This window comes from Streptomyces sp. NBC_00322 (assembly GCF_036147535.1).
GTDB lineage: Bacteria > Actinomycetota > Actinomycetes > Streptomycetales > Streptomycetaceae > Streptomyces.
The window spans coordinates 3,774,069-3,792,635 of sequence record NZ_CP108019.1; the positions used below are offsets into that span (position 1 = coordinate 3,774,069).

15 protein-coding genes and 1 tRNA gene are annotated in these 18,567 nt (G+C 67.1%); 3 read left to right on the forward strand and 13 right to left on the reverse strand.

Annotated elements, in window-relative coordinates; genetic code table 11:
• Positions 1-69: 69 nt before the first annotated feature.
• From OG905_RS16985 to OG905_RS17030, 10 genes are all read right to left on the reverse strand, one after another.
• Positions 70-3,981 carry a DNA-directed RNA polymerase subunit beta' gene (locus OG905_RS16985; RefSeq protein WP_328671495.1) on the reverse strand — a complete coding sequence of 1,304 codons (3,912 nt, stop codon included), beginning with the start codon at positions 3,979-3,981 and terminating at the stop codon, positions 70-72.
• Between the two features lie 97 nt (positions 3,982-4,078).
• On the reverse strand, positions 4,079-7,564 hold the full coding sequence (gene rpoB / locus OG905_RS16990) for a DNA-directed RNA polymerase subunit beta (RefSeq protein WP_328671498.1): 3,486 nt from the start codon (positions 7,562-7,564) through the stop codon (positions 4,079-4,081).
• Positions 7,565-8,158: 594 nt separating this feature from the next.
• Entirely contained in the window at positions 8,159-8,542 is a 384-nt protein-coding gene (rplL, locus tag OG905_RS16995) for a 50S ribosomal protein L7/L12 (protein ID WP_266479185.1), read from the reverse strand.
• Positions 8,543-8,655: 113 nt separating this feature from the next.
• Positions 8,656-9,186, reverse strand: coding sequence for a 50S ribosomal protein L10 (gene rplJ, locus OG905_RS17000; RefSeq protein ID WP_142214216.1), 531 nt, complete (start codon positions 9,184-9,186; stop codon positions 8,656-8,658).
• 260 nt (positions 9,187-9,446) lie between these two features.
• Positions 9,447-10,316, reverse strand: coding sequence for a DUF1396 domain-containing protein (locus tag OG905_RS17005; RefSeq protein WP_328671503.1), 870 nt, complete (start codon positions 10,314-10,316; stop codon positions 9,447-9,449).
• 160 nt (positions 10,317-10,476) lie between these two features.
• The gene (gene rplA, locus OG905_RS17010; protein ID WP_328671505.1) at positions 10,477-11,199 is read right to left on the reverse strand and encodes a 50S ribosomal protein L1; all 723 of its coding nucleotides are present in this window, start codon (positions 11,197-11,199) and stop codon (positions 10,477-10,479) included.
• Positions 11,200-11,279: 80 nt separating this feature from the next.
• Positions 11,280-11,714: a 50S ribosomal protein L11 gene (gene rplK, locus OG905_RS17015; protein ID WP_142214219.1), complete on the reverse strand. Its 435-nt coding sequence runs from the start codon at positions 11,712-11,714 to the stop codon at positions 11,280-11,282.
• A gap of 162 nt (positions 11,715-11,876) precedes the next feature.
• The gene (nusG, locus tag OG905_RS17020; protein ID WP_328671508.1) at positions 11,877-12,791 is read right to left on the reverse strand and encodes a transcription termination/antitermination protein NusG; all 915 of its coding nucleotides are present in this window, start codon (positions 12,789-12,791) and stop codon (positions 11,877-11,879) included.
• Between the two features lie 74 nt (positions 12,792-12,865).
• A complete protein-coding gene (gene secE / locus OG905_RS17025; protein WP_328671510.1) occupies positions 12,866-13,153 on the reverse strand; it encodes a preprotein translocase subunit SecE in 288 nt (95 codons plus the stop codon).
• A 109-nt stretch (positions 13,154-13,262) separates the two neighbouring features.
• Positions 13,263-13,335: transfer RNA gene (locus OG905_RS17030), tRNA-Trp, on the reverse strand.
• A gap of 169 nt (positions 13,336-13,504) precedes the next feature.
• Here OG905_RS17030 and OG905_RS17035 point away from each other — a divergent pair.
• Complete coding sequence (locus OG905_RS17035) at positions 13,505-14,731, forward strand: pyridoxal phosphate-dependent aminotransferase (RefSeq protein ID WP_328671512.1); 1,227 nt, start codon at positions 13,505-13,507, stop codon at positions 14,729-14,731.
• Positions 14,732-14,854: 123 nt separating this feature from the next.
• A complete protein-coding gene (locus OG905_RS17040; protein WP_328671514.1) occupies positions 14,855-15,877 on the forward strand; it encodes an adenosine deaminase in 1,023 nt (340 codons plus the stop codon).
• Here the strand turns inward: OG905_RS17040 and OG905_RS17045 are convergent.
• A complete protein-coding gene (locus OG905_RS17045; RefSeq protein ID WP_328671516.1) occupies positions 15,867-16,463 on the reverse strand; it encodes a TetR/AcrR family transcriptional regulator in 597 nt (198 codons plus the stop codon). The two genes, OG905_RS17040 and OG905_RS17045, sit on opposite strands and share 11 nt — an antisense overlap.
• Before the next feature lie 87 nt (positions 16,464-16,550).
• Here OG905_RS17045 and OG905_RS17050 point away from each other — a divergent pair, with 87 nt between their 5' ends.
• Positions 16,551-17,183 carry an NAD(P)-dependent oxidoreductase gene (locus OG905_RS17050; protein WP_328671518.1) on the forward strand — a complete coding sequence of 211 codons (633 nt, stop codon included), beginning with the start codon at positions 16,551-16,553 and terminating at the stop codon, positions 17,181-17,183.
• Positions 17,184-17,213: 30 nt separating this feature from the next.
• On the opposite strand, the gene OG905_RS17055 is transcribed toward OG905_RS17050, so the two are convergent.
• A complete protein-coding gene (locus OG905_RS17055) occupies positions 17,214-18,068 on the reverse strand; it encodes a hypothetical protein (RefSeq protein ID WP_328671520.1) in 855 nt (284 codons plus the stop codon).
• A complete protein-coding gene (locus OG905_RS17060; RefSeq protein WP_328671522.1) occupies positions 18,065-18,544 on the reverse strand; it encodes a SigE family RNA polymerase sigma factor in 480 nt (159 codons plus the stop codon). The genes OG905_RS17055 and OG905_RS17060 overlap by 4 nt, the downstream gene beginning before the upstream one ends.
• Between the last annotated feature and the right edge of the window lie 23 nt (positions 18,545-18,567).

An 18,567-nucleotide genomic window follows, 5' to 3' on the forward strand; every position in this document is an offset into this window, starting at 1 on the left:
CGCGAGGGATGACCGCCCTGTGGGCGTACGCTGCGTCATTCCGGGGGACGCCCCCGGAACCCCCAGCTCTTACTGGTTGTACGGACCGTAGTCGTAGTCCTCCAGCGGAACGGCCTGGCCGGAGCCGGTGCCGAACGGCGAGTAGTCGATGTCGTCGTAGCCGACGGCCGAGTACATCGCGGCCTTGGCCTCCTCGGTGGGCTCCACCCGGATGTTGCGGTAACGGGACAGGCCCGTACCGGCCGGGATGAGCTTACCGATGATGACGTTCTCCTTGAGCCCGATCAGGGAGTCCGACTTGGCGTTGATCGCCGCGTCGGTCAGAACCCTGGTCGTCTCCTGGAAGGACGCCGCGGACAGCCACGACTCGGTCGCCAGCGAGGCCTTGGTGATACCCATCAGCTGCGGACGGCCGGAGGCGGGGTGACCGCCCTCGGTGACCACACGACGGTTCTCGGTCTCGAACTTCGAGCGCTCGACGAGCTCGCCCGGCAGCAGTTCCGCGTCGCCGGACTCGATGATCGTCACACGGCGCAGCATCTGCCGGATGATGATCTCGATGTGCTTGTCGTGGATCGACACACCCTGCGAGTTGTAGACCTTCTGGACCTCGCCGACCAGGTGGACCTGGACCGCGCGCTGACCGAGGATCCGCAGCACGTCGTGCGGGTTGGTGGCACCCACGGTGAGCTTCTGGCCCACCTCGACGTGGTCGCCCTCGCCCACCAGCAGACGGGCACGCTTCGAGATCGGGAACGGCGTCTCGTCGCTGCCGTCGTCGGGGGTGACGACGATCTTCTTGGTCTTCTCGGTCTCCTCGATACGGATGCGGCCTGCCGCCTCCGAGATCGGGGCGACACCCTTGGGCGTACGAGCCTCGAAGAGCTCGACGACACGGGGCAGACCCTGGGTGATGTCGTCACCGGCCACACCACCGGTGTGGAAGGTACGCATCGTGAGCTGGGTACCGGGCTCACCGATGGACTGGGCGGCGATGATGCCGACCGCCTCACCGATGTCGACCAGCTTGCCGGTGGCCAGCGAACGGCCGTAGCAGAAGGCACAGGTGCCGACCGCCGACTCACAGGTCAGGACCGAGCGGGTCTTGACCTCCTCGACGCCCGCGGCGACGACCGCGTCGATGAGCACATCGCCCAGGTCGACATTGGCCGGCGCGATGACCTTGCCGTCGACGACAACGTCTTCGGCGAGCATGCGGGCGTACACGGACGTCTCGACGTCCTCCGCCTTGCGCAGCACACCGTCGGCGCCGCGCTCGGCGATCCGCAGCTTGAGGCCGCGGTCGGTGCCACAGTCCTCTTCGCGGATGATGACGTCCTGCGAGACGTCCACCAGACGACGGGTCAGGTAGCCCGAGTCGGCGGTACGCAGGGCGGTGTCCGCCAGACCCTTACGGGCACCGTGCGTGGAGATGAAGTACTCCAGCACGGACAGACCCTCGCGGAACGACGCCTTGATCGGCCGCGGGATGGTCTCGTTCTTGGCGTTGGACACCAGACCACGCATACCCGCGATCTGACGCATCTGCATCATGTTTCCGCGAGCACCCGAGTTGACCATCATGGAGACCGGGTTCGTCTTCGGGAAGTTCGCGTTCATCGCCTCGGCAACCTCGTTGGTCGCCTTGGTCCAGATCGCGATGAGCTCCTGGGTGCGCTCTTCCTTGGTGATCAGACCGCGCTCGTACTGCTTCTGGACCTTCTCGTCCTGCGCCTCGTAGCCCTTGACGATCGCCTTCTTGGCGTCGGGGACCACGATGTCGGAGATGGCCACGGTGACACCGGAGCGGGTCGCCCAGAAGAAGCCCGCCGCCTTCAGGTTGTCGAGCGTCGCCGCCACGATGACCTTGGGGTATCGCTCGGCCAGGTCGTTGACGATCTCGGAGAGCTGCTTCTTGCCCACCGTGTAGTCGACGAAGGGGTAGTCCTCGGGCAGCAGCTCGTTGAAGAGCGCGCGGCCCAGAGTCGTACGCAGCCGGAAGGTGTCACCCTGCTGCCACTCGCCCGCGGCGATGTCCGAGCCCTCCTCCGCGACCGGCGGGGTCCAGCCACGCGGCGGGATCGTGCCGACCGGGAAGCGGATGTCGACCTTCGCCTGGAGCGAGAGCTCCCGGGCGTCGAAGGCCATGACCGCCTCGGCGGTGGAGTTGAACGCACGGCCCTCGCCGCGCACCTCGCGCTCCTCCTCGTCCGTGGTGAGGAAGAAGAGGCCCAGCACCATGTCCTGGGTCGGCATGGTGACCGGACGGCCGTCGGCCGGCTTGAGGATGTTGTTCGAGGACAGCATCAGGATGCGGGCCTCGGCCTGCGCCTCCGCGGACAGCGGCAGGTGCACGGCCATCTGGTCACCGTCGAAGTCCGCGTTGAACGCGGTGCAGACGAGCGGGTGGATCTGGATGGCCTTGCCCTCGACCAGCTGCGGCTCGAAGGCCTGGATGCCAAGGCGGTGCAGCGTGGGCGCACGGTTCAGCAGAACCGGGTGCTCGGCGATGACCTCTTCGAGGACGTCGTACACGACCGTGCGGCCGCGCTCGACCATCCGCTTGGCGCTCTTGATGTTCTGCGCGTGGTTCAGGTCGACCAGGCGCTTCATCACGAACGGCTTGAAGAGCTCCAGCGCCATGGCCTTGGGCAGACCGCACTGGTGCAGCTTCAGCTGCGGACCGACGACGATGACGGAACGCGCGGAGTAGTCCACACGCTTACCGAGCAGGTTCTGACGGAAACGGCCCTGCTTGCCCTTGAGCATGTCGCTCAGGGACTTCAGCGGGCGGTTACCGGGACCGGTCACCGGGCGACCACGGCGGCCGTTGTCGAACAGCGCGTCGACGGCCTCCTGCAGCATCCGCTTCTCGTTGTTCACGATGATCTCGGGGGCACCGAGGTCAAGGAGACGCTTGAGGCGGTTGTTGCGGTTGATCACACGGCGGTACAGGTCGTTCAGGTCGGAGGTCGCGAAGCGGCCACCGTCCAGCTGCACCATCGGACGCAGGTCCGGCGGGATGACCGGCACGCAGTCGAGCACCATGCCCTTGGGGCTGTTGCTGGTCTGCAGGAACGCGGAGACGACCTTGAGGCGCTTGAGCGCACGGGTCTTCTTCTGGCCCTTGCCGGTACGGATGATCTCGCGGAGGCGCTCGGCCTCCTCCTCGAGGTCGAAGGACTCCAGGCGCTTCTGCAGCGCCGCGGCACCCATCGAGCCGTCGAAGTACGTGCCGAAGCGGTCACGCAGCTCGCGGTAGAGCAGCTCGTCACCCTCCAGGTCCTGGACCTTGAGGTTCTTGAAGCGGTTCCATACCTCGTCGAGACGGTCGATCTCGCGCTGCGCACGGTCGCGCAGCTGCTTCATCTCACGCTCGGCGCCTTCGCGCACCTTGCGGCGCACGTCGGCCTTGGCGCCCTCGGCCTCGAGCTCCGCCAGGTCGGTCTCGAGCTTCTTGGCGCGTGCCTCGAGGTCGGAGTCGCGACGGTTCTCGACCTGCTGGCGCTCGACGGAGACGTGAGCCTCCAGCGAGGGCAGGTCGCGCGTACGGCGCTCCTCGTCCACGAACGTGATCATGTACGCGGCGAAGTAGATGACCTTCTCGAGGTCCTTCGGCGCGAGGTCGAGCAGGTATCCCAGGCGCGACGGGACGCCCTTGAAGTACCAGATGTGTGTGACGGGAGCGGCCAGCTCAATGTGGCCCATCCGCTCACGGCGCACCTTGGCGCGGGTGACCTCTACGCCACAGCGCTCACAGATGATGCCCTTGAAGCGGACACGCTTGTACTTGCCGCAGTAGCACTCCCAGTCCCGGGTCGGGCCGAAGATCTTCTCGCAGAAGAGTCCGTCCTTTTCGGGCTTGAGCGTGCGGTAGTTGATGGTCTCCGGCTTCTTGACCTCGCCGTGCGACCACTGTCGGATGTCGTCCGCGGTGGCAAGGCCGATCCGCAGCTCGTCGAAGAAGTTGACGTCGAGCACTTGTCGTCAATCCCTCTTTCGGGGTCGTGTCTCAATCATGGTCTGTACGGGTCCGGGGCAGGGCCGGGACGTCACGAGGAGGTCCCGGCCAGACCCGTCAGACCTCTTCGACGCTGCTCGGCTCGCGCCGGGACAGGTCGATACCGAGCTCCTCCGCAGCGCGGAAGACGTCCTCGTCCGTGTCGCGCATCTCGATGGACATACCGTCCGAGGAGAGCACCTCCACGTTGAGGCAGAGCGACTGCATTTCCTTGATGAGCACCTTGAAGGACTCGGGAATGCCGGGCTCGGGGATGTTCTCGCCCTTGACGATGGCCTCGTAGACCTTCACGCGGCCGGTGACGTCGTCGGACTTGATGGTCAGCAGCTCCTGGAGGGCGTACGCGGCGCCGTAAGCCTCCAGCGCCCACACCTCCATCTCTCCGAATCGCTGGCCACCGAACTGGGCCTTACCACCCAGCGGCTGCTGGGTGATCATCGAGTACGGACCGGTCGAGCGGGCGTGCAGCTTGTCGTCGACCAGGTGGTGGAGCTTGAGGATGTACATGTACCCGATCGAGACCGGGTCCGGGAACGGCTCGCCGGAGCGGCCGTCGAACAGGTTGGCCTTGCCGGACGGCTGGACCAGCCGGTCACCGTCGCGGTTCGGGATCGTCGCCTCGAAGAGACCGGCGATCTCGTCCTCGCGCGCACCGTCGAAGACCGGGGTCGCGACGTTGGTGCCCGGGTCGACCTGGTCGGCGCCGATGGCCTGCAGGCGCCGGGCCCAGTCGTCGGCCAGACCGGAGACGTCCCAGCCGCGGCTGGCGAGCCAGCCGAGGTGGATCTCGAGGACCTGTCCCGGGTTCATTCGGGACGGGACACCGAGGGGGTTGAGGATGATGTCGACCGGGGTGCCGTCCTCCAGGAACGGCATGTCCTCGATCGGCAGGATCTTCGAGATGACGCCCTTGTTGCCGTGACGGCCGGCGAGCTTGTCACCATCGGTGATCTTGCGCTTCTGCGCGACGTACACGCGAACCAGCTGGTTCACGCCCGGCGGCAGCTCGTCGCCCTCCTCGCGGTCGAAGACGCGGACGCCGATGACCTTGCCGGTCTCGCCGTGCGGCACCTTCAGCGAGGTGTCACGGACCTCACGCGCCTTCTCACCGAAGATCGCGCGGAGCAGACGCTCCTCCGGGGTCAGCTCGGTCTCACCCTTGGGCGTGACCTTGCCGACCAGGATGTCGCCGGCGACGACCTCGGCACCGATACGGATGATGCCGCGCTCGTCGAGGTCGGCGAGGACCTCCTCGGAGACGTTCGGGATGTCCCGGGTGATCTCCTCCGGGCCGAGCTTGGTGTCACGGGCGTCGACCTCGTGCTCCTCGATGTGGATCGAGGAGAGGACGTCGTCCTGCACGAGGCGCTGCGACAGGATGATCGCGTCCTCGTAGTTGTGGCCCTCCCACGGCATGAAGGCGACCAGCAGGTTCTTGCCGAGCGCCATCTCGCCCTGCTCGGTGGCCGGACCGTCGGCCAGGACCTGGCCCTCGACGACCCGGGCGCCCTCGTCCACGACAACCTTCTGGTTGACCGAGGTGCCCTGGTTCGACCGGGAGAACTTGGCGATGCGGTACGTGGTGTACGTGCCGTCGTCGTTGGCGACGGTGATGTAGTCCGCGGAGACCTCCTGGACAACACCTTCCTTCTCCGCCTTGATGACGTCACCGGCGTCGACCGCGCAGCGGTACTCCATGCCGGTGCCGACCAGCGGCGCCTCGGCCGTGATCAGCGGAACGGCCTGACGCATCATGTTCGCGCCCATGAGGGCACGGTTGGCGTCGTCGTGCTCGAGGAACGGGATCATGGCGGTCGCGACCGACACCATCTGGCGCGGCGAGACGTCCATGTAGTCCACGTCGGAGCCCGGGACGTAGTCGACCTCGCCGCCACGACGGCGGACCAGGACACGGGCTTCGGCGAAGCGCATGTCGTCGGTCAGCGCGGCGTTGGCCTGCGCGATGACGAACCGGTCTTCCTCGTCTGCGGTCAGGTAGTCGACCTCGTCGGTCACCTGGTCGTCGACGACCTTGCGGTACGGCGTCTCGACGAAGCCGAACGCGTTGACCCGGCCGTAGGACGCGAGCGAGCCGATCAGACCGATGTTCGGGCCTTCAGGGGTCTCGATCGGGCACATGCGGCCGTAGTGCGACGGGTGCACGTCACGGACCTCGAAGCCGGCCCGCTCACGGGACAGACCACCCGGGCCAAGCGCCGACAGACGGCGCTTGTGGGTGAGACCCGACAGCGGGTTGTTCTGGTCCATGAACTGCGACAGCTGGCTGGTGCCGAAGAACTCCTTGATGGAGGCGACGACCGGCCGGATGTTGATCAGGGTCTGCGGCGTGATCGCCTCGACGTCCTGGGTCGTCATGCGCTCACGCACGACGCGCTCCATACGAGCCAGACCCGTGCGGACCTGGTTCTGGATGAGCTCGCCGACGTTGCGCAGACGACGGTTGCCGAAGTGGTCGATGTCGTCGGTCTCGACGACGATCTGGGTGCCACTCTCGCCCACGGTCTCGGTCTCACCGGCGTGCAGCTTGACCAGGTACTTGATGGTCGCGATGACGTCGTCGGTGGTGAGCACGCCGGCGTCCAGCGGCTCGTCGGCGCCGAGCTTCTTGTTCACCTTGTAGCGGCCGACCTTGGCGAGGTCGTAACGCTTCGGGTTGAAGTAGAGGTTCTCGAGCAGCGTCTGAGCGGCCTCACGGGTCGGCGGCTCGCCCGGGCGGAGCTTGCGGTAGATGTCGAGCAGCGCGTCGTCCTGGCCCTGGGTGTGGTCCTTCTCCAGGGTGGCGCGCATGGACTCGTACTCGCCGAACTCCTCGAGGATCTGCTCGGTGGTCCAACCGAGAGCCTTGAGCAGGACGGTGACGGACTGCTTGCGCTTGCGGTCGATGCGGACGCCGACCATGTCGCGCTTGTCGATCTCCATCTCCAGCCAGGCACCCCGGGACGGGATGATCTTGGCCGTGAAGATGTCCTTGTCGGACGTCTTGTCGATGTTGGAGTCGAAGTAGACACCCGGCGAGCGGACCAGCTGCGACACGACGACACGCTCGGTGCCGTTGATGACGAAGGTGCCCTTGTTGGTCATGAGCGGGAAGTCGCCCATGAAGACCGTCTGGGACTTGATCTCGCCGGTCTCGTTGTTGGTGAACTCGGCCGTGACGAAGAGCGGGGCCGCGTACGTGAAGTCGCGCTCCTTGCACTCGTCGATGGAGTTCTTCGGAGGCTCGAAACGGTGGTCGCGGAAGGTCAGCGACATCGACCCGGAGAAGTCCTCGATCGGAGAGATCTCCTCGAAGATCTCTTCCAGACCGGACTTGGTGGGGACGTCCTGTCCGCTGTCCAGAGCCGCCTCGACACGAGCCTTCCATGCGGCATTGCCGAGCAGCCAGTCAAAGCTCTCGGTCTGCAACGCGAGGAGGTTCGGAACCTCGAGGGGCTCCTTGATCTTTGCAAAGGAGATGCGCAGCGGGGCGGTGCTGGCGCCGTTGTTCGTATTCGCGGTCGAGGCGTTGCGCGAGGCGGCCAAGAGGGGGTCCTTCCGAGGGCTCGGACTCACTACGCGCGTACCGGTCCCACCATGGACACGGAGACAGACGCTCCTGATTGGTCAAATGACCAGCTCAGGGTTGCTTCGGTCAACGATGCTCATACGTGGGGATGCCCCTGGTGACGGGCAGGGGGCAGTTAACAGGCAGCGCAAAGGGTCAGTGTAGCCACTTGGCACACTGATGTCCAGTGCGGGTTTTCGAGACCCTCGTTGTTCTCAACTCCGCGGCTTGCCCTCGCGCCAGGAGGCGCACCTCGATACTGCCCGTTCGGTCGTCGATCCATGCCTCGGATCCGGATCCTTGTGACGACGCGTCCTGAGAATTGCGCGCTACGTGCGGTTCGTCAAGGCCCCCCAACCCAAACTGGCTGCTGAGATCGTCACTGACCAGCGTCAGGGGCGCACGGCGAAGATCACGATACCCACCGGATCCGGAAGAACAGCGCAGGCCTCGCACACGTCGAAGGGCGACCACCCGTCTGGGTGATCGCCCTTCGCTGTGTCCCTTGCGGCTCCTATGCGGAACCACGAGTCAGAGACTCAATCCACGCGCCGGTGGGCGCAAGTGGGGACTTACTTGACCTCGACGGACGCGCCGGCGCCCTTGAGGGACTCGGCGGCCTTCTCGGCGGCGTCCTTGGCGACCTTCTCGAGAACGGGCTTCGGGGCGCCGTCCACGAGGTCCTTGGCCTCCTTCAGACCCAGGGAGGTCAGCTCACGCACGACCTTGATGACCTGGATCTTCTTCTCGCCGGCGCCGGTGAGGATGACGTCGAACTCGTCCTGCTCGGCCTCGGCCTCGGCCGGGGCGGCAGCGGCGCCACCAGCGGCAGCGGCGACCGGAGCGGCGGCGGTGACGTCGAACTTCTCCTCGAAGGCCTTCACGAACTCGGAGAGCTCGATGAGGGTCATCTCCTCGAACTGCGCAAGCAGGTCGTCCTGGCTGAGCTTCGCCATGATGGGCGATCCTTCCACTAAATCGGCTGGTGCCGGGATGTATATGTCGGCGGGCGTTCGGCCCGCTGCGACCAGCGCGCCTTCAGGCGGCGCTGATCAATGCGCGAGCCGAATTACTCGGCACCGCCCTGCTCGGCCTTCTTGGCACGAAGCGCCTCCGCGGTGCGGACGAACTTCGAGGGAAGCGCCTGGAAGAGCGCGGCAGCCTGGGACTGCTTGCCCTTCATGGCGCCCGCCAGCTTGGCGAGCAGAACCTCGCGGGACTCGAGGTCCGCAAGCTTCTTGATCTCATCGGCGGACAGCGCCTTACCGTCAAGGACACCGCCCTTGATGATGAGGTTGGGGTTGTCCTTGGCGAAGTCACGAAGACCCTTCGCCGACTCCACCGGGTCACCGGTGACGAAGGCAACCGCTGTCGGACCGTTGAACAGGTCGTCGAGCGTGTTGATCCCGGCCTCGTTGGCCGCAATCTTGGTCAGCGTGTTCTTCACCACGGCGTACTGGGCGTTCTCACCGAGCGAACGGCGCAGCTCCTTGAGCTGAGCCACGGTGAGACCCCGGTACTCGGTCAGCACGGCGGCGTTCGAGCTGCGGAACTGGTCCGCGAGCTCGGCTACCGCGGCAGCCTTGTCGGGCCTTGCCATGAGCGTCGGCCTCCTTCCGGGTGATGAGGACCGCTCAGAAGGGGCTGAACAAAACGAAACGCCCCGGCGCAGGCGCACGGGGCGTAGCTCGACCGAATGGAATCCGGGAGCTGTCCACAGTCACCTGCGCAGGACGTCCGCAGCTAGCGGATCCTTCGGCCGCCACACCCTCTACGAGAGCACGGCAACGACCAGCGGTCTTTGGCTTCTGTGGAAGACTACGGGACCGGATCCCGGTCAGGCAAATCGGGCCGTACGGCTCACTCCTGGCCGCTCTCGATGCCCTTGAACATCTCGGCCAGGTCCGCCGTCGCGGAGGCCGGCGGCGCCTTCACGACGACCGGCTTGTTGTAGTCGAGGAACGTGATGGTGAGATCCAGCGGGCCCTTCTCGGCGGCGGCCCGGGTGCGGAACTGCTTGGTGTGGTCGTTCCCGTCGATCCACATGTCCATCGTGAGGGCCTTGACGCCCATCTCCTCGTACTTCTCCAGGCTCTTCTCCCGGCGCTGCCTGGTCGCCGCGTCCTCGCCCTTGAGACTCGCGCGCATCACGTCCAGCGGCACGGTGCCCGCGTAGTGGGTGGTGGACACGCCGTCGACCGTCTCCTGGCCGACCTTCTTGAGGTCCTTGGCGGCGGTCAGCGAGGACGAGTCCTCCGTCGGGTTCCGGTCCGCCTGGCCGCCCAGCCCGGCCAGCGGGTCCTGGCCGCCCTTGCGGAGCCCGGACAGGTCGAACTTGAGCCAGGTCTTGCCGCCCAGCTCGGCGGCGGCCTTCTCGCCTCCGTTGAGGTACATCACGCCGCCGACGAGGCGGATCTCGACCTCGGCGTTCTCCCCGGCGCTCTTCTGCTTCATCTTCATCCGCATGGCGAGCGGCTTGAGCGCCATCGCGGCCTGGCCCTCGATCGTGCCGCCCCCCGGCACCTGGCCCTTCATGCGGTAGGAGAGCGAGGTCAGCTTCTCGTTCTGGTCGGCCGCGCGTTTGACCGCCGCGGCCAGAGTGACCCGGAGCGGCTTCTGCGCGGCCGGGCGGTCCGGCTTCGGCGTGGTGCCCGCCGAACAGGCCGCGGTGCCGCACAGCAGCGCTCCGGCGAGCAGACCCCCGGCCGCCTTCCGGTACAACGGATGCATGTTCCCCCCACAGGTATACGTGATGCTCCGCAAACCCTCGTGACACTACCGTTCGACTCCGACAGCGCCAGTGATGAAGAGCGGCGCCTGAGCAAAAACCGGCCCCCGCACCTCTGTCGAGGTGCGGGGGCCGGTTCTCGTATCGAGTGAGCCTTCAGGCTCAGACCGCGGCCGGGTCCTCCTCGACGAGGAGGTTGCGGGTGCGGTTGGAGTCCAGCGGAATGCCGGGGCCCATCGTCGTGGTCAGGGTCGCCTTCCTGATGTAGCGGCCCTTCGCGGCGGACGGCTTGAGACGGAGGATCTCCTCCAGCGCCGCGGCGTAGTTCTCGACCAGCTTCGTCTCGTCGAAGGAGACCTTGCCGATGATGAAGTGCAGGTTCGAGTGCTTGTCGACGCGGAACTCGATCTTGCCGCCCTTGATGTCGTTCACAGCCTTGACGACATCGGGGGTGACGGTGCCGGTCTTCGGGTTCGGCATCAGACCACGCGGACCGAGCACACGGCCGAGGCGGCCGACCTTGCCCATGAGGTCCGGGGTGGCGACGACGGCGTCGAAGTCCAGACGGCCCTTCGCAACCTCGTCGATCAGTTCGTCGGAGCCGACAATGTCGGCGCCAGCGGCTTCCGCGGCCGCAGCACGGTCACCGGTCGCGAAGACCAGGACCCGGGCGGTCTTGCCGGTGCCGTGCGGAAGGTTCACGGTGCCGCGGACCATCTGGTCGGCCTTGCGCGGGTCAACACCCAGACGCATGGCGACCTCGACGGTGCCGTCGAACTTGGTGGCGGTGGTGTCCTTGGCGAGACGGACGGCCTCGAGCGGGGCGTACAGCTTCTCCCGGTCGATCTTGGCGTCCGCAGCGCGGAGAGTCTTGCTGCGCTTCACTTCTGCTCCTGTGTTGGTTCAGGTATGGAGTCGTGGTGCGGACCAGCGCTTGGTCCTACCACTGAGGTCAACGGGGGCTGTCAGCCCTCGACCGTGATGCCCATCGAACGGGCGGTGCCGGCGATGATCTTCGACGCGGCGTCCAGGTCGTTGGCGTTCAGGTCGGGCATCTTGACCGAGGCGATCTCGCGGACCTGGGCGCCGGTGAGCTTGGCAACCTTGGTCTTGTGCGGCTCGCCTGAGCCCTTGTCCACACCCGCGGCCTTGAGGATCAGCTTGGCGGCCGGCGGAGTCTTGGTGATGAAGGTGAAGGAACGGTCCTCATAGACCGTGATCTCCACCGGCACGACCATGCCACGCTGCGACTCGGTCGCGGCGTTGTAGGCCTTGCAGAACTCCATGATGTTGACGCCGTGCTGACCCAGCGCGGGGCCGACCGGCGGAGCCGGGTTGGCCGCGCCGGCCTGGATCTGGAGCTTGATAAGCCCCGTGACCTTCTTCTTCTTGGGAGGCATTCCGGGTCCTCTTCCTATTCATGTCTTTCCTGCTGCCCAAGGGGCAACCGCACAACGATAACTGCTGCGGCTGTGCGGCCAAAAACCGAGCAGGTCAGAGCGGCTGCGAGAGCCGATCTGACCTGTTCGGAGGCGTATGTTCCAGAAGACTCCTCGAAGGAGCTAGTTCTTCTGGATCTGGTCGAAGCTCAGCTCGACCGGGGTCTCGCGGCCGAAGATCTCGACGAGGCCCTTGACCTTCTTCGAGTCGGCGTTGATCTCGTTGATCGTCGCCTGCAGCGTCGCGAACGGGCCGTCGGTGACCGTGACCGAGTCGCCGACCTCGAAGTCCAGCACCTGGACCTCGACCTTGCGGGCCGGAGCCGGCTTGCCCTCGGCCTCGGCGGCCTCGCGGGCTGCCTTCTCCTCGGCCTCCGGGGCGAGCATCTTGACGATCTCGTCCAGGGTCAGCGGGTACGGGTCGTAGGCGTTGCCCACGAAGCCGGTGACGCCGGGGGTGTTGCGGACGACGCCCCAGGACTCGTTCGTCAAGTCCATACGGACCAGGACGTATCCGGGAAGCTTGTTCTGGCGGACGTTCTTGCGCTCGCCGTTCTTGATCTGGACGATCTCTTCCTCGGGCACTTCGGCCTGGTAGATGAAGTCCTCGACGTTCAGTGAGACGGCGCGCTGCTCAAGGTTGGCCTTCACGCGCTTCTCGTACCCGGCGTACGTGTGGATGACGTACCACTCGCCCGGCAGACCGCGCAGCTCGTCGCGGAGCGCTTCGACGGGGTCGACCATGGCGGCGGGCTCTTCCTCCACGACGTCGGCCGCCTCTTCGGCGGCTTCGACGTCGGCGGCCTCTTCGGCCTCGTCCTCGACAGCGGCTGCGGCGGCCTCGTCCTCGTCGACCTCGGCCACGGCAGTGGCCTCTTCCTCGACGTGCACCGCGGCCTGCTCGGCCGGCTCACCGGCGGTGGAGTCGGCAGCCTCGGCCTGGTCCGGCTCCACAGCGTCCGCCGCCTCGACGATGTCGAGCTCGTCCTCCACGGACTCCGCCGACTCGATGGCGTCGTTCAGGTTCGGGTCAGACACGGTGGCTGCTTCTTCCTGGATACAGATGGGGTGGAACATGCGAAAGGGGCGCCGCTGCCGGCGCCCTCCGCGGATCAGCCGAAGACGTACTTGACGGCTTCCTGGAACCCATAGTCAATCACGGTCACCAGACCAATCATGACGACTACGAAGACAATCACCACTGTGGTGTACGTCGACAGCTGGTTCCGAGTGGGCCAGACGACCTTGCGCAGTTCGGCGATGATCTGTCGGTAGAAGAGCGCGAGACGGCCCAGTGGGCCCTTCTTGCCGCGCTTGCCGCCCTTGCGGGACTTCTTCTTCGACTCAGGCGCCTCGTCATCGGCATCAGGCATGTCGATGGAGCCCACGGCGTCCGTCACGATCTTTCACCTGATTCCGGGTCGTGGCCGCGCCGCGCCCGGTGGAGCCGCACGGCCGGTTCATTGAATGTACGTACATGCGCACACATCCTGGCGAAGGTGTGTGTAGCAGGGCCGGAGGGACTTGAACCCCCAACCGCTGGTTTTGGAGACCAGTGCTCTACCAATTGAGCTACGACCCTTTGTGGTTTCCCCAACCTACCCCATCCGAAGATGTGGTTGGTGTGGGCCAACGACGAGTGAGTGTACGTGGTTGCAGGCCCGGCGTCGAACAGATAGCTCCGAGCCGGTTCCTGTCCGCTACTCGAAACACGTGTGCCGGGCGGGATGGCCGTCTGGGACGATGGCCGTATGAGCGCTGCAACCTCTCCCACCGAGCGCCGGGTCTCCGCCCGCATCGGCGCGATCTCCGAGTCCGCGACCCTCGCCGTCGACGCAAAGGCCAAAGCCCTCAAGGCCGCCGGACGTCCGGTGATCGGCTTCGGCGCGGGTGAGCCGGACTTCCCGACACCCGACTACATCGTCGAGGCCGCGATCGAGGCCTGCAAGAACCCGAAGTACCACCGCTACACGCCGGCGGGCGGGCTCCCCGAGCTCAAGGCCGCCATCGCCGCGAAGACGCTGCGCGACTCCGGTTACGAGGTCGAGGCCTCGCAGATCCTGGTCACCAACGGCGGCAAGCAGGCGATCTACGAGGCGTTCGCGGCGATCCTCGACCCGGGTGACGAGGTCATCGTCCCGGCTCCGTACTGGACCACCTACCCCGAGTCGATCCGCCTCGCGGGCGGCGTCCCGGTCGACGTCGTGGCCGACGAGACCACCGGCTACCGGGTCTCCGTCGAGCAGCTTGAGGCGGCGCGCACGGAGCGTACGAAGGTCGTGCTCTTCGTCTCCCCGTCCAACCCGACCGGCGCGGTCTACAACGAGGCCGACGCCGAGGCGATCGGGCGCTGGGCGCTCGAGCACGGCCTGTGGGTGCTGACGGACGAGATCTACGAGCACCTGGTCTACGGCGACGCGAAGTTCACCTCGCTGCCCGCGTTGGTGCCCGAGCTGCGCGACAAGTGCATCGTGGTCAACGGCGTGGCCAAGACCTATGCGATGACCGGCTGGCGCGTGGGGTGGATCGTCGGCCCCAAGGATGTGGTGAAGGCCGCGACCAACCTGCAGTCGCACGCCACGTCGAACGTGTCCAATGTGGCGCAGGTCGCGGCGCTTGCCGCCGTCTCCGGTTCGCTGGACGCGGTCGCCGAGATGCGGACGGCCTTCGACCGCCGCCGGCAGACGATCGTGCGGATGCTCAACGAGATCGACGGCGTGCTGTGCCCGGAGCCGGAGGGCGCCTTCTACGCGTACCCCTCGGTGAAGGGGCTGCTGGGCAAGGAGATCCGCGGCAAGCGCCCGCAGAGCTCGGTGGAGCTGGCGGCGCTGATCCTGGACGAGGCCGAGGTGGCGGTCGTACCGGGCGAGGCCTTCGGCACGCCCGGCTATCTGCGTCTTTCGTACGCGCTGGGCGACGAGGACCTGGTCGAGGGTGTCTCGCGGCTGCAGAAGCTGCTGGCCGAGGCGCGCGACTGACGTCCTGCGACGGCGGAGCCCACCGACTCGACGGAGTCGGTGGGTTCCGTTTCTTCGTTCGGGCAAGAACCCGATCGGGGAAAGCGGCTGTCCCTGGGCGGACTGTTGCGGCAAGATCCTGGGATGGAGCGTGTACGTGACGTAGCCCTGCTGCCCAAGGCTCATCTGCATCTGCACTTCACCGGGTCGATGCGGCCCACCACCCTGCTGGAGCTCGCCGACAAGTACGGCGTCCATCTGCCCGATGCCCTGACCAGCGGCGAACCGCCCAAGCTGCGGGCGACCGACGAGCGCGGCTGGTTCCGTTTCCAGCGGCTCTACGACATGGCGCGGTCCTGTCTGCGCTCCCCCGAGGACATCCAGCGGCTGGTGCGCGAGGCGGCCGAGGAGGATGTCCGGGACGGTTCCGGCTGGCTGGAAATTCAGGTCGATCCGACCTCGTACGCCCCCATGCTGGGCGGGCTGATCCCGGCTCTGGAGATCATTCTGGACGCGGTGGAGCGCGCCTCGCGGGAGACCGGCCTCGGGATGCGTGTGCTGGTCGCGGCGAACCGTATGAAGCACCCCCTGGATGCACGCACACTGGCGCGGCTCGCGGTGCGCTACGCGGACCGTGGGGTTGTCGGCTTCGGCCTCTCCAACGACGAACGCCGGGGCATGGCACGGGACTTCGACCGCGCCTTCTCCATCGCGCGGGAGGGCGGCCTGCTGGCGGCGCCGCACGGCGGCGAGCTGACGGGTCCCGCGTCCGTACGGGACTGCCTGGACGATCTGCACGCCTCGCGGATCGGGCACGGGGTGCGGGCGGCCGAAGACCCGCGGCTGCTGCGGAAGCTGGCGGAGCGCGGGGTGACCTGCGAGGTGTGCCCCTCGTCGAATGTGGCGCTCGGCGTGTACGAGAAGCCCGCCGATGTGCCACTGCGCACTCTGTACGACGCAGGGGTGCCGATGGCACTGGGGGCGGACGACCCTCTCCTCTTCGGCTCGCGGTTGGCCGCCCAGTACGAACTGGCACGCAGGCACCACGGCTTCACGGACGCCGAACTGGCCGAACTGGCACGCCAGTCGGTGCGGGCGTCGGCGGCTCCGGGCGAGGTGAAGGACAAGCTGCTGGCGGGGGTCGACAACTGGCTGGCTACCGGCTGATTCCGCGCAGCAGGGTGCGTGCGATGCCTGCGGCGAACTCGTCGAGGGGCTGTGGGGGCTTGCCGCCCGCCGTCATCTCGTAGGCGAAGGCACGCTGGGCGCAGGCGCCGAGAAGCAGCGAGGCGGCGGCGTAGGTGTCCGCCTCGGCGCTGATACGGCCCGCTTGCTGCTCGGCCCGCAGATAGGCGTCCAGGCCCTGGATCGGCCTGTGCGGTCCCGTGCCCATCTCACGCATGGCCTCCTCGTGGCGTCGCTTGAGCTGCGGCTCGGCGTAGAGCGAGGCGGCGATCGGGAAGGTCTGCTCGTAGAAGAGTGCGGCCTCGCGGGCGACCGCCGTGAGGTTCTCCTCGACGGGATGCTCCCCCGGCTCGGCGGTGAGGCCGGCGAGCAGCGGGCTCAGCTTGGGCAGCCGCTCGTTCAGGACGGCGACGAACAGTTCCTCCTTGCTCGCGAAGTTCTTGTAGAGCGCGGCCTCGGAGCAGCCTGCCGCCTTGGCGATCTCCTTGGTGGTGGTGCGGGCGAGGCCGAGGGTGAGCATGAGCTCATGGGCGGCGTCGACGATGCGGGCGCGAGCCGGTTTCTGCATGGATCCTCCGACGGGACTTGACGAGTGGGTGAGTACTTACCCACTCTAGAGGTGAGTGAATACTTACCCACCCGAGGAGGGTGCGCCATGAAGCTCACAATTTTCGGTGCGACCGGCCAAATCGGCCAGGAGATCGTCACGCAGGCGCTGGCGGCGGGGCACGAGGTGACGGCGGTGGTGCGCGATCCGGCTCGGTTCACGGTCACGGGTCCCGGCCTGCAGGTGTTCAAGGCGGACCTGAAGGAGGGCGAGTCGCTGCGCAAGGCGGTCGCCGGGCGTGACGCGGTCCTCTCGGGTCTTGGGGCACGCAGGCGCGGGGACGCCGGGGTCGCGGCCGCGCTGACGCGCTCGGTGCTCTGGGCGATGGAGGCGGAGGACACCCGCCGGCTGCTGGTGGTGAGCGCCGCCCCGCTCGGCCCGGTCCCCGAGCGCCAGCCGATGCTGGACCGCACGATGCTCGCGGTGATCGACACCTTGCTGAAGCCGGTGTACGACGACCTCCGTTCCATGGAGGAGGAACTGGCGCGCAGCACGACGGACTGGACCTCGGTACGCCCGCCACGGCTGCTGAACAAGCCGCTGACAGGCTCGTACCGGACGGTTGTGGGCGGCACTCCGCGCAGCGGCAGGACGATCGGCCGTGCGGATGTGGCCCACGCGATGCTGGGAATGATCGAGAACCCCGCGACGGTCAGGCAGGGAGTGGGCGTGGCGTACTAGCCGGGAACCGCCCGGGTGCGACTGCGCGGCTCAGTCGCACTCGTCGCCCTTGTGGTCGACCAGTTGATAGTGGATCTTCCAGGTCTTCTTGGGCTGAGGGATCTCGAGGAGAGCGGTGGTGCTGTCCACCTGAGTCATGTACCCGGCGAGAGGCCTTTCGTTCACCCAGTCCACGCGGACGCCGGACGACGATTTCTCGTCGGCCTTCCACCACTTGCCGCCGAAGGCCGCGTACTGCATCTCGCATTCCTTGGTCATGGAGTACGGATACCTGGCGCCTGTCCGAGGGTTCTTCGGGCCCATCGGGTATGCGGGCTCGTCGGACAGCGCCCGCTGCGGTTCCTGGCCGATGCAGGGCACCTTTCCGGAGACGGGGTGGAGCTCCAGTGCGGGCAGTGTGGGGTCGTCGGTCTCGAAGAGGGCGGTGTCCGTATCTATCAGCGTCATATACCCGCTGTGGCGGTCGGCCTCGTGCGCCCAGCGGAGGACGTACCGCGACCCCTTGCCGCCGACCTCCCAGGTGCGGCCGCCGAAGACGGCATGCCGCAGATTGCAGACCTGGGACATGTCGTACCTGTACCTGACCCGCTCCTCGGGCTTGGCGGGCCCGGTCGCCAACGGGCCCCCCTTCGGCGGCGACGGGCTCTCGGTCGCCTTGCTCACGACACTGTCCGGCGCTCGGTCGCCGATAGAGAGCCGCACTCCCAGCCCCGTGCCGCCCGCGAACAGCACCACCGCGCAGCCGGCGACCGCCGCACGTCGGCGAGCCCGGGCCCGGTGAGCCTTCGCCAGGAATGCCTCCACCGCCGTCAGGCCCCCCGCCTGACCGCCCCCCTCGGCCAGATCCTTCAGGCCCCGCCTCAGCACCTCTTCCTCGTCGCTCACCGTGCGCCCCTTCCCGCATAGCCGGCCAACGCACCCGCAGTACGCAGCCGCTCCAAGGCCCTGTTGGTACGGCTCTTGACCGTCCCGGGCGAACAGCCGAGCAGCTCGGCCGTCTGTTCCACCGACAGGTCCTCGTAGTAGCGGAGCACCACCACGGCGCGCTGGGCACGGGGCAGAGCCGCGAGCGCGCGGCCCAGTTCGAGCCTCGCCTCCGCGCTCCCGGCCATGTCGTGGCCGTCCGCCGCGCTCTCCGCCCCGGTGTGGGCGACCTCGCTGTGCCAGCGGCGCCTGCGCCAGGTCGCGAAGAGATTGACGACGGCCTTTCGGGCGTACGCCTGAGGCGAGTCCCAGCCTGCCGATCGGCCCCAGTGCGTATAGACCCGTATCAGCGCGGTCTGCACGAGATCCTCGGCCGTGTGCGGATCACCCGTCAGCAGACGGGCGGTCCGCAGCAGCGACACATGTGACGCCGTCACGAAATCCGCGAATTCCGAATCGC